Below are 12,098 nucleotides of genomic sequence, written 5' to 3'. Positions count from 1 at the left end.
TTCATCATCAGGATTCCCCCAAGAAGTTCGAGTTCCCCTCCACGACGTCTTGGATCAACTCGATCGTGTCCAGTTCATATTGCTGTGGCCACTGTTGGTAGTACGATTTAGCCTCCTCTGATTCTTCACACTTCCGACACCGGTACCGGTGGACTGTTCTCCCCTTCAAGTCCACTTGACCATCAGTCACCAGCGGTTCCCCGCAATGGTGGAGTAACGTAGCTGATTCAGATCCTTCGATGACTGCGAACAGGCTGAACTCTTCGATGAAGTCCAGCAACTGATGAGTATCGTCATCTGTGGAGTGGTCATCGTCTTTCTCGTTGATGATCTCCTGTGCTTCTTTGAATGTTTCCTCACTAACATCAATGTCCGCGGATTCATCTTTCTGAAGTATGTGAAGCGATGGATCTTCGAGATTATTCTCGTACGTCGTTTCAGTAAGCCACTCCCTGGGCAGTCGCGGCTTGCCGATGTATACGAAGTTCGTAAGTAGCGTTTTTACCTGATGCCCATCGAGCACCTCCGCACCGTACTTGTTGTCGATATACTCTTCGGTTTTTGAATACTTCTCACAACCGACGAATTTCTGGAATAGGTCCCGAACGATGGTCTTCTCTCCGTGATCGACCTCTAACCAACCGTCATCCGTCTCGTTGTAACCAAGCGGGATCTTCGGAGACTTGCACTTCCAATTCTTCTTATGGAGGAACCCACGAATACGCTCTTTCTTCGCCTTCGTGGTCCTAATGTCGTTCTGGACTTCGGCCATTAGTGACAACAGGGTAGTCTGCATCAGGCCCTCGACCTTGTCAAGATCTCGCTCTCCCGAGGGCGTGAGCAATGTAACATCACATTCCGACTGAAGAATGTAGATGAAGTACAACGTCTCCGGCGCACTTCTACCGATCCGGTCTACCTTCTCTACCAAGAGGTAGTCAATCTCCTTGCGCTTAGAAATCTCAAAGACTTCTTGGATCCCGTCACGGTCGAAGTTGGTTCCCGTCTTAGCCTCGTCCGTGATCGGATCATAAGGGAGGTGAATCCCTTCTTTTTGGGCCAATTCAGTCAACTCTTCTATCTGTCCTTCGATGCTCCCCTGGTCGTATTCTACATTTTCCTCTTCACCGTCTCCCTTCAGCTGATTACCACTGCTCACCCGCGCGTAGATGAGCCCACGTGGATTATCGTCCGCGCTTGCCAGTTTCCCTTCGTCAGGATCACTGGGATCATCGTTCCCGTCGGTCGCAGACTTCCCGTGCTGAACAGTTTCGTTTGAATCGCCTGTTCCAGCGAAGCCTCCGAGTTCGCTTTGGGAAGGAGCGGTAGTCAGTGTAAGAGCGAGCGGGAGGGTGGCTGGAAGCGCGATCTTACCTTTTAAGCTTCGACCCGTGTTCTTACATAAAGCTACGATACGCTCTCCCAACACCGAGCGCATCGTACGTTTTATATTAATCTTGGCGCAATGCCTCTCAGCGGCTGTGTGATTGGAAAACATCACGCCCGAAGAGAAACTTGAAAAGTTCCTTCCGGTAAGGACGAAACCCGCATTCTCACGGTGGGTTTATATACTATAGTAACCGTTAGAATTTTCCGCCCACAGAATGTTGCGTATACTAATGGACCATCTCGACGAAATCTCTGTCGAAGAACTTCAAGATGCTCTCGACAACGTCGAGGGAAACAAGCCGACACAGCGGTTATTAGCAGCAATTGCGTACAAAAACGGTGTGACACAGACCGAACTAGCAGAGTGGCACGACACCGGCCGACGAACAATCTACAGTTGGCTCAAGCGACTCGACACTGACGAGTCGCTTGAGCAGGCCGTTACTGATGCTCACCGATCTGGGAGAAAACGAAAGCTCTCGGAAAAAGAGCAACAAAAATTCGAAGAAACGGTTCACGAACCACCAGTGAACGTTGGAGTTGACGCGCCGGCGTGGACGCCGGCGCTCGTCCAGCAGTATCTCGACGAAACCTACAATGTCGAGTACTCAATCCCAAGCTGCCGGCGGTTGCTCAAAGAAGCAGGATTGAGCTATCAAAAACCGCGCCGTACAGCCGCTGAAGCAGATGCTGAAGAGGAAGAAACGTTCCGCGAGGAACTCAAAAAAAGCGGCGGGAGATGGACGCCACAGTAGTCTGTATCGATCAAACCAAGAAATCTGTGCAAGTTGAGCCGCGTGCCGCATGGTTTCCGCGCGGCACGCGGCCGTCCGTCGAATTGTCTGGACAACGCGACTGGACGAGTTTGTTGGGCGCGATCACCGAGGACGGTGATCGATTTTTCTCCCGGTTCGAAGAGTACGTCACCGCCGAACACGCAAAACATTTCATTCTCGCGTTATGCAAAGAGTTCGAAGACGATTTGATTATCGTGCTAGATGGTGCGCCGTACTTCCAGGCGTCGGCCGTTACGGACCTAGCGGTCCGCGACGACCTCGCCTTTGTCACGTTACCGGCGTACTCTCCTGAGCTAAATCCGGTCGAGGAGTGCTGGAGACAACTCCAGGTGGATCTTAGCAATCGGTTCTTTGATTCATTGACTGAACTCACAACAGCAATCGACACCGCTCTTGACCAACTCTCCATTCCGATAGTGAGTAATTACTTCTAATGTTTACTATAGTTCTCGCGCTTCCAGACGTTCGCGCCTGGGGAGTCCCCAAACTACTTTCCAGTCCAAAACCACCGATACTGAAAGATCAACCCCGGAACTCCAGATCCAGCGGGGACTATACCCAAAAAATGAGCGACCCGAACGAGATCAGCCAGGTCAGCACTGAAGATGTTGATCTTACCGAGGCTAGATTAGGATACGCGATTCTCGTAAATGGGACATACGTCGGTGCCATCGAAGGTATCCCCGGGAAACTTGAGCACATTGAGGTAGAACCCCACTGGGAGGGCAAGGGGATCGCACGAGCTGCTCTTCACGAGTTTGTTTGTCTCAGCCGGGACCACGGAATTCCGGAGGTTACGGTGAATAATGCCGTTCATCCGGCTATGGAACATATCCTCGAAACAGAGGGATTCGAGGAGGTATCGGAAGGTGTCGGCTGGAAAATTGAAACCTGAGTCATGCGAGATATGTAGGCGGGTTCCTAGTACCTCCATCTCTCTATCGCCATGGTCCTAAGTACAGCACTAGGATTGTCAAAACCCAGTTTTGACTTTCAAAGCCAAATTCTATGTAGTCATCACAGTAACTGGTTGGTATGCGTGATCAAGAACTCGTCCGGGATACGGTCCACGAGCTCACAGAGATCTACGGCGAAGATAGGGTGGTAGTGGAGCCGTTTGTTGAGGGGAAACTAAGCTTCCGTCCGGATATCGCCGTCTTGGACGAGCAACTGGACGAGTTCTACGTGGTCGTGGAATGTAGCACGGTCATTTCTGAGCATCGGGAGCGGGAAGACCTGAAAGAGCTCCGTCGTCTGATGGATCACTCTGGAGCACCGTATGGCGCACTGGTCTCCGAGTCCTTCGAATACGTCTTCAAACTGGTTCCGGGTGAAGAAGGCGAGCAGGTGGAGCGAGAGATCGCTGGGTTCCCGAGAGACAACGGGCAGGAGCGTCGCGCGTTAGAATCTGCTGAAGAGGTCCGGATGAAGTTCTGGCGGCTTGCGGATTACTTCAGGGGGAAGATGGGCAGAGATATTGAGATCCATCTTTACCACAGCCTATTTCGAAAGCTGGCCGCTGAGCGACACAACTACAACCTGGACATCGACACTCTCTCCGAGAAGGATCTGAAGGAGTTAGACCAGCTGATCGAGGAGGAGTATCCGCCGTTCAAGTCCCAAGGCCGTGCTCTTGATGTTGAGTTCCAGGAGCAGGTTCTGAACACCTTCTACGGTATCGACCTGGATAAGACGCCGCCGAAAGTGGCTGAAGCGTTTGTGGAGCTCGAAGAGCAAGAGAAAACCAGGTCGCAAACTACTCCGATCTGGCTGGGTGAGGCGCTTCTCGACCTCTCAGAGATCGGCGAAGGCGATCTGGTCCTGGATCCTGCCGCAGGGTATGGGAATATTCTCCGGCAAGCCAGCGCACGAGGCGCAGACGCACACGGCGTTGAAATCAACATCGACGCCGTCAACAGTGCCATCTTCCTCAACGAACTGTTCGGCTCCGATGTCAGCTACACGGCAGGTGACTATCTGAAGCTCTCGCAGATAGATCACAGCTTGCCGGCTGAGTTCGACCAGGTCTTCATCGACCCGCCGTTCAACCTCCACTACGAGAAGCCGGACGGAACTCCTGCCCGGAACGGCGACGAGAAGTTTGTATTGGACTCACTGGAGCGCCTCAAGCCCGGCGGCCGTCTAACAGTTATTCTGCCGATTGGTAAACTGTACAAGAGAAGGTCCTCTGACTTCCGGGAGACGCTCCGCTCAGAGTACCGTATAGAATCCCTGATCGAGGTTAATGCCCCGGTCTACGACCATACTGGCGTCTCTACGGTGATCCTGAAGATAGCAAACGAGCCGTCTTCACCGAGCGACAAGATTTCCTACGGGATCGTCGATAGCGACGACGATCCGGAGCAGAAGATTCCGGAGGTCGTGGATGACATCCGTCTCGGCAAGGCCGACACCCTTGAACTGAGTAGGTTGGAAGGCCGATCCTATCTGCCCAGTGAAATCATTCAGATGGATGAGACAAGCCGTAAGCTCCAGCAGCGGTACGCTGAGGTGAGGGAGATTCAGGACGTCGCTGAAGAGATCCGTGGCGGTACCAAGAAGCCGGATCAGGTGTTCGAGGAAGACAGCGACCACCGGCTTCCGTACGTTAATATCCGTGATATCCAGCAGGAGAAGTACTCCGAGTTTGTCGATGTCAGTGACAACATCGTGAGGGCGGACGAGACGGACGTCTTAGTCTCGGCCACTGGATCAAAGATCCACATCCACCATCCCGAAGAGGAGATCGCTCCGAGTTCGATGTGGGCCGTCGTTCGCTTCCGTACAGAGGAGGAGGCCTTGGTGTACGCCCACTTCCTGGACACGGAACTGTCCAGAAAACAGCTGGAGTCGATGCAGGGCGGAGCGACAATACAGCATATCCCGATCAGACGGTTGCGGGAGCTGCTGGTGCCTGAGTTCTCGGAAGCGGAGATTCAGGATAAAGCAGAGTCGATCCGGAAGCGCCTGGACAAAATTACTGACCTGGAACAGGAGCAGGAGCAGCTCCAAGATGACCTCGAAGGCCTCTTCGGAGGTGACTGAATATGAGCGAGTCTTCCGCCGCACCGACTAACGAGGAGATGATCGAGGAGCAGATCGACAAATGCTTCGACCTGCTGGCAGATATCATCGAACCTCGTATCGACGTCGAAAGCGATGACGACGTCTACCAGAAGATAGACGAGTACTTCGGCTGGGTGGAGCAGTCTACACGAGCTTCGTTCCAAGACCGGTTTAACACCGCTCAGCTGTACAACTATCTTCGGTATGTCTTCCTCGGTCTTGCCGATGAACAGGGCTACCGGGAGAAGCTACAGCGAGAAGTCGGCGGAGAGATCCGGAACGAAGACAACGTGGTCAACGCATTCCGCTGGTTCAAAACGTACTCAACGGTGCTCCTCGACGAGGAAATTGATATTTCCTACACGTTCGCCCTGGAGAACCTGAACGAGTACCGGGAAGACGAGATCGCTCACCCGAAGGAGCTGCCGTCTCCCGATCAACAGGCGGATCCTGTCCTCCTTAGTTCGCTTCTCCTGATCTGGAACGCGTTAGAGGGAGTCATTCGGACTTGGGGACGGATCCTGGAGCTGGATGATGATACGTACGAAGAGCGCCGCCGCCTCCTTGACGATGACCACGACTTTCACATTGGATTCGTCGATCACGTGGAGGGGCGGGTCGGATACGTCACCTCGTTCCAGGAGGGTGAAGCAGGGCAGAGCATTCGAATCGAGCCCCAGTACGTCGAGTACTTCCCCTCAGAGGGAGACGTGGTCATCCTGAAGGCAGAGCAACAATACAACCACGCTGATGAACCGTTCAGCAGTCTCACACCGGTGGTCGAGAACAACAACCGAGTCAGAAAATTCGTCGAGAGCGACCGATAATGAGTCTGCACATCGTCCCCCACGGAGAAACTACAGTCCACATTAAGCGTGGACTGCAGGCCTATGGATCCGCTGACTATGTCCAGCTCCTGACCAGCGAAAAGTTCCAATCAGTCGGGAATGAGCTCGCTGAAGAGCTTACTCAGTTCGGATACAACGTCGAGATCGATCTCATAGATGCGTTCGACCTTCGGGATGTGGTCGATACGGTTGTGAGCGTGGCGAGAGAGAACCCTGACCAAGAGATCTACGTGAACATCACAGGTGGTACAAACCTGATGGCGGGAGCAGCCACCGCCTCTGCGTTCTTCATCGGGGCGACTCCGTACTACGTTTTGGAGCCACAAACCGGTGAGGAGTCGGTGGACGAGCTCGTGAAGAAGCTTCCATCGCCTACCCAACCCCTCACGTTTGAAATTGAAGGTCTCCAGCTTAATGTTCTCCAGACACTCGGTGAGTGGGACAAGGGCGGCCGTAGAGGCGTTATTCTACGTGAAATCGGAGACGAACTTGGAGAGTCCTCACAGAAGGTCAGCTATCACGTATCTCAGCTTCAGGAGAAGGGACTTGTCGAAACGGAGACTGAAGGACGGGCAAAGCAGGTCTACGTGACAGACGTCGGCCGTCTGTATCTTCAGTGGACAAATTAAGGGTGAACGGGCTACCGTTGAAATCCTATTTGTTCGACGCTTTCCCGCTGAAATAGCCGTTAGGTAAGCAACCCCACTTACCGGCTGTTTCACCGCAGGTCGTATCTGAACAAATGGATTCCAACAGAGTGGGAACGACTTTTCGAACTACTCGGCCATCGCCCTTGTCGCCCGCTAATCGTAGCCAGAAGACTCCAAAGAGCCTGATAGTTAGAGATATCCGTCGTCTGACCCAGTGTTCGATTCTAATTCTTCCCGCCGTAACTCTCGTTTCTCTTTCTCGGAAAGCTCGCTGTAGTGTTTCTCGATTACTTCTTCGCTCACATCGCACCGATCACTGATTGTATGGAGTGAAATTCCCTGACGCCGCAAGTTGGAGATGTAACCGTGCCGAAGAGCGACCGGTGGCTTGCTGAACGGGCACTTCACCGCACGATCACTCGATTCCATCGCCTCGCAGTCATCTGGGTTTCGCCCCTCCGGACAGCTATTTCCAACCACGCATGGCCGACTCCACTTGTAGACATACTTCCGAATGGAAGAATCGGACAATCGGCCGTGAACGGTCGTAAGGAGGGGAGAACGGCCCTTTTCACCAACATCGACTCGATTCGTATCGATGTAGTCCTGAATGACTTCAGCTGCAGAGTCACTCAGGTAAACCGTGTTCTCACTACTTTTCTTGTTTTTGAGCCGCGTTTCGGTCTCTCCGTCCACGCGGTGGCGGAACTCGATGTACGCCTCATCTCCCTCCAAGTGAATGTCTTCGAGGTCAAGTGCTCGAAGGCCGCTGGGACGTCGTCCTGTTGCGGCGAAGAGCACCCACACAGCGTGTTCCCGGGTCGCGTACTCGTATTTTTCAAGGTGGGTAAGAATCGCGTTGAGCTCGTCGGACGCGAAATCGATATCTCGTTCTCCTTCACCGGGATCGAGCGTCGGAATCTCGATTTTCGCATGCAGCCGGGGAGTCACTGCGTCAATCGATTCCAGGAATCGCAGGAACTTCCGAAAGAGGTATAGCTCATCTCGCATCGTCTTTTTCGACAACGACCCTTCACCGTCATGTGCCTCATCGCGCCGCCAGATCTTGAAGTCGTGAAGGACACGACCATCGAATTCGGTGGTATCTTCGACACCGTGCTCGCCACAGAAGCCCACGAATCGGGTCAGTTCACGCTCGTACTCATCAAGAGTGGCCGGTGCCAGCTCTGATTTTTCGCTCTTTAGGAACTTCTGTACCGCTTCCTCAGGTGAAAGCGGCTTCAGATTGGGGCCAAATTCCTGGAGAACTCGCTGAAGCTCGTTCGAAAGCTCGGAATCGGCCGACATCAGAACCGACCCCCGGAGAACTGCTCGGTGTTCGCGCTGTACTGCTGTCGCTCACGAGTTGTGCTACGTCGCATGCAAGCAACAAAAATCTTGAAAAGTCCCTTTGGGCGAGCACCAAAACCGCTTTGAGACCTCTCTTTTATAAGCCAACTGTATGGTTGAGCACCTCTGGGACCTTAGTGAGACAGACGCCGATGAACAGCGTGTACTGAGTCAGAAGGAGCGAGAATACCTGATGACTGGAGATTCAGGCACATACACGAACGCTGAGATGGAACGCCGTGTCGCTACAAAAGCGGCGAAACTCCCGGATCGCATCCAGCAACTGATTGACGACGTCTCCCTGCTATACTATCGTGGCCACCTCAGCGGGGAAGAGATCCAAGTCTGGGAGGACCTCCTCACCATCAACAACAGATCACGGGACGTGCGAGATTCCCCCGTCGCTCGAACAACGCATCAGATTCCCGGTGATGAGACAGAGGTCGGGTTCGAACTCGGGACTCTGATACGGATGATCCATGAAGAGCCTGTCCCCGCCAACCTCGTATGGGGGACTATTGTTGGACTAATCGGCGAACCGAGTGAGGAATGGGAACGCGAAGCTGGCCGCCTCGTAGATCTATTCGGTAAGTTAGAAGATTACTACGAGTGGCGACTAGTCTCCGCAGGCACACAGGCCAACGAAGACGACGGGTTCCAGGAAGAACGAGACGAAATCCGTGAGATTCTACGAGAACACGAGTTCGCACCAGCACCACCACTCGTGAACGCAGTGCTGGAAGAATACACCAAGAGTGAGCCGAGTGACCGGTTTGAAATCTCCGAGAAGTCATGGCGAGCTGATCCATCTCAATCCGAACACCCAACTCCACCTGACGAAATCCCGTCTGAAGCTGAGATGCGTCGAACCAGCTTCGAGACCATCATCAACAAATTCGCCGACCAGACGGCACTCCCGGCTGTTGATCGCCTAGCCAAAGACCTGAGAGAGGACGCGATCCGCATTCAGAACCGTGAATGGCGCGGGGTTGACCCTGACCAAGCATTTCAACTGGTGGGTCGAGAGGGTGAAACACAAATCCAGGAGTTCGAGCAAACGGAGACGAAGGGTCAGAACAATATGACGACAGCCCTTCGAAGACTTTCGAATGATGATTCAACCTGGGTGAACCGTCCGGCCCTTGAGGAGAACCAAGGTGAGAACTCGTGGTGGCAATTCACGCCGTACGGAGAACTACTCTTTGAAGTACGAGTGAGGCGTAATTGCTCCACGAACTGGATTTACGAGTTCACCGTCAATCCAGAGCAAGTCGATGAAGGCTTGTATCGACTTATCTCGGAGGTGCTGAGTGGGTCGTAGTTCTGTCTAAGCGACCCAAAACACTTAGTGCATAGTTCGCGTACTATGGACTATGTCAAACGCTCCAACTCCTATCCAACCACCGGACGCGGGACACACCGCACACCGGTTTTTCGTCATTCAAGAGCTTCTGGGGACTCCAGATCTCGCGCGGTTCTACACAGACCTCTTGATCAACTCCCCGACAACGGTCACGGCAGCCCGTGAACGTCAGGGCTTCTCCAAGAGCACTGCCTACAAGTACGCGAATACACTGGCCGAGTTGGGTGTCGCAGAAGAATTGGACGAGTACGAAGATGGCTCGTCACTCTGGCGTGCCGACCCCGTGAGTGGAGACTGGACAGACGAAATAACCCTCGAACTCGGCCCCGCCATTATCGCGGTCTATGGCGCAACCAGTGTGGACGACGATCTCGAATTGTTCGTTGACCGCCACGGGAAGGCCGCGCTCGCACCGGCGGTCATGGCCACGCTCCCTTACCTGCAAGGCGAGACAACGCGTCGTGGTGTCGCGGATGAACTCGGTATCCCTGCTGTGGAGGGCATCGCCGTCACTCAGGCAATTGAGCGAATCATCGCCGTGGTGAAAAGCCACGACCCAACCCTCAGCGACATCACGTTCGAGGTGGACATTCACGACCGCGCAATTGAGCAGGGATCGTACCAGCGAGCCGATGAGTGAGGAGCATCCGTCTCCGTTCCCAACAGCCCTTATTCTCGATACAAGCTTTCTTCGAACCATCGGGGGAACGGAATCCACCACATATCAAACATTCATACAGTACGTCAGAGAAGAGGGAATTGGCCTGTATCTGACACCGGGTGTCGTGGAGGAACTTGCGGAGCAACGCGGATACATCAGTATCGACTGGATTGATCGAGCCGACACAACATCGTGGATCAATCTCATCGATACCGTGCAGCCAGGAGTTCGGGTGCACGACGGGCCGCGTGCTGGCCAGATTATGGATCGGGTTCATGAGCGACTGGCGAAGTTTGAGCAGACAGATCCTGACGAGTTGAGGAAGACTGATTCAGAACTTCCAGCGGCTGCCGTGATGCTTCTTGGTTCGACAGCACATGACTCTGTAGGCCTCTTAATGGATGATAGGAACGCAGAACGTGCGATCTCGGGAGTAGTTAGGAACACATACTATGATGGCCGAATCCGTGTCATCAATATCTGGCAAGCAATAGACCTTATTGGATAAAGTGAGATCACACCGGATTAACGAATTTGTTCTGGTACTTACTTTCTAATCTGGATTTGATATAATCCTCAGGCATACCCAACTCATCTAATAAGCATACTTCTATTAGTTGTTTAACACCCCAGACCAATTTTTGTAACTCAGGACCGGAGGTTACTGCTTTCTTCCGCAGTTCTTCGGTGTAGTGAGCAAAATAATTTCTAGTGTCCGTTGCTAAACCCACTTTATCCACTATCGAAAATGGTAGACCTTTCAAAGTGGACCTATGTGCGTCCACAATTTCTGATAACCTCTTACGAAGCGAGTACTCATTGGAGTACTTAAGAGCGCCATAGGAGAGAGATTGGACCATTGAATCCGGCACATTGTACATCTCTCGCAGTGGATGGCTCGCACCCGAGTATACATTTGAAGGATTCCCTTTTAAAATATCTTTGATATCTTTCAAGAAATAACTGAATGTCCAAGGATGCATATATTCATTCCCCCACTTTTGGCGATGGTATGATTCAAGCGAGTGAACATAGTTCTGGAGTTCATTCCGCGGGTACATCCCTGGGTTATAAGAAGCGGCTGAGTACAAATCAATAATCTCTTGATATTCTGTAGTTATTCTATCCCAGTTGGAAAGGACTTTAGCGAAGTTCGACTCAATATCTGGGAGTGTAAACAACATCCGGTGAGGGTGGGATTCTATGTCTGTCTCAGCATTTTCTGGAATGAGGATTTCAACATCATCTCCTTGGATTTTGCCCCCAATTTCTTTTTTCGCTACACTCCCACTTGCGCCAAATGAGACAAAGTTCTGCAATTTGGAAATCGTCGGAAAATAGTCGCTTAGGGGGACTCTCGGCCTATTTGGAGAAATCTTAAATCGGTTCTTCAGTTTGATTGTTGCTTGTTCCCCCCTTTCGTGATTGCTATCCATAGATAAACTCACAGAAATTTTCTCCCCATCAATCCACGCATCAACTGAGTCTGGTTGAGTATATTCTATTGTGGCCTTATCACCCGAACTCCAAATTGGAGGGTTCTGTATATCCATATCCATATCAAGCCCATCAAACCGAATCCAATCCCCTACACCCTCAAATTCAACATATAACTCATCAAGAGCGATATTTTGATTGTAGTACGGGTGCCCAATTGTACAGTACTGGGCAACCCACTCGGATTCTATGGAAGTACCGAATGTATCCGTTTGGTTTGATATTTTGTTACGTTGGCAGTTTGATAATGTGATTAGATCATTCCCTGCTCTTCCGTGGATTTTATTTGTAGAAATTGTGCTCTGAGAGCGTTCATTTGGGCGAAATGCACCGTTCAATTGTAGCTCGGGCATCGACCCCTCATATGTGAACAACTCACCACTTATTGTGTTATCCTTTTCACCATCGATCCACCAATGGCCAGAGTACTTTCTCTCTTTCATACCAGGTACTACTGCTGAATCACAATAATACCCG

General features: G+C 52.1%; 11 protein-coding genes. 8 read left to right on the top strand and 3 right to left on the bottom strand.

Translation table 11 applies throughout. The annotated features are described in order from the left end of the window. Positions 1-7: 7 nt before the first annotated feature. On the bottom strand, positions 8-1,426 hold the full coding sequence (locus HYG81_RS34745; RefSeq protein ID WP_180840731.1) for a recombinase family protein: 1,419 nt from the start codon (positions 1,424-1,426) through the stop codon (positions 8-10). A gap of 193 nt (positions 1,427-1,619) precedes the next feature. Here HYG81_RS34745 and HYG81_RS34740 point away from each other — a divergent pair. The 5 genes from HYG81_RS34740 (at position 1,620) to HYG81_RS34720 (ending at position 6,729) form a co-directional block, all read left to right on the top strand. Next, positions 1,620-2,620, top strand: a protein-coding gene (locus HYG81_RS34740; protein ID WP_180840730.1) for an IS630 family transposase whose coding sequence is annotated in 2 segments (ribosomal slippage) — positions 1,620-2,112 and positions 2,112-2,620 — 1,002 coding nt in all. Because the reading frame shifts where the segments join, the coding sequence is not laid out codon by codon here. 131 nt (positions 2,621-2,751) lie between these two features. Then, entirely contained in the window at positions 2,752-3,081 is a 330-nt protein-coding gene (locus HYG81_RS34735) for an N-acetyltransferase (protein ID WP_180840729.1), read from the top strand. Between the two features lie 140 nt (positions 3,082-3,221). Then, a complete protein-coding gene (locus HYG81_RS34730; RefSeq protein ID WP_180840728.1) occupies positions 3,222-5,231 on the top strand; it encodes an N-6 DNA methylase in 2,010 nt (669 codons plus the stop codon). 38 nt (positions 5,232-5,269) lie between these two features. Further along, positions 5,270-6,079 (top strand): hypothetical protein, encoded by an 810-nt coding sequence (locus HYG81_RS34725; RefSeq protein ID WP_226777499.1) that lies wholly within the window; start codon positions 5,270-5,272, stop codon positions 6,077-6,079. After that, positions 6,079-6,729, top strand: a complete 651-nt coding sequence (locus HYG81_RS34720) for an HFX_2341 family transcriptional regulator domain-containing protein (RefSeq protein ID WP_180840726.1) — start codon at positions 6,079-6,081, stop codon at positions 6,727-6,729. Before HYG81_RS34725 ends, HYG81_RS34720 begins: the two co-directional genes overlap by 1 nt. 210 nt (positions 6,730-6,939) lie before the next feature. Here the strand turns inward: HYG81_RS34720 and HYG81_RS34715 are convergent, their stop codons facing one another. Then, positions 6,940-8,058: a tyrosine-type recombinase/integrase gene (locus tag HYG81_RS34715; protein WP_180840725.1), complete on the bottom strand. Its 1,119-nt coding sequence runs from the start codon at positions 8,056-8,058 to the stop codon at positions 6,940-6,942. A 154-nt stretch (positions 8,059-8,212) separates the two neighbouring features. On the opposite strand from HYG81_RS34715, the gene HYG81_RS34710 reads away from it, so the two are divergent. The 3 genes from HYG81_RS34710 to HYG81_RS34700 are packed head-to-tail and all read left to right on the top strand — an operon-like array spanning position 8,213 to position 10,632. Beyond that, positions 8,213-9,421, top strand: coding sequence for a hypothetical protein (locus HYG81_RS34710; RefSeq protein WP_180840724.1), 1,209 nt, complete (start codon positions 8,213-8,215; stop codon positions 9,419-9,421). A gap of 52 nt (positions 9,422-9,473) precedes the next feature. Further along, entirely contained in the window at positions 9,474-10,103 is a 630-nt protein-coding gene (locus tag HYG81_RS34705; RefSeq protein ID WP_219628701.1) for a DUF7437 domain-containing protein, read from the top strand. Continuing rightward, the gene (locus HYG81_RS34700; RefSeq protein ID WP_180840723.1) at positions 10,096-10,632 is read left to right on the top strand and encodes a PIN domain-containing protein; all 537 of its coding nucleotides are present in this window, start codon (positions 10,096-10,098) and stop codon (positions 10,630-10,632) included. The genes HYG81_RS34705 and HYG81_RS34700 overlap by 8 nt, the downstream gene beginning before the upstream one ends. 7 nt (positions 10,633-10,639) lie before the next feature. On the opposite strand, the gene HYG81_RS34695 is transcribed toward HYG81_RS34700, so the two are convergent. Further along, a complete protein-coding gene (locus HYG81_RS34695) occupies positions 10,640-12,064 on the bottom strand; it encodes an ApeA N-terminal domain 1-containing protein (protein ID WP_180840722.1) in 1,425 nt (474 codons plus the stop codon). Positions 12,065-12,098 lie beyond the last annotated feature (34 nt).

Source organism: Natrinema zhouii, from assembly GCF_013456555.2.
Lineage (GTDB): Archaea > Halobacteriota > Halobacteria > Halobacteriales > Natrialbaceae > Natrinema > Natrinema zhouii.
The sequence above is the reverse complement of the archived record's forward strand: the minus strand, read 5'-3'. Positions and strand labels throughout refer to the sequence as shown.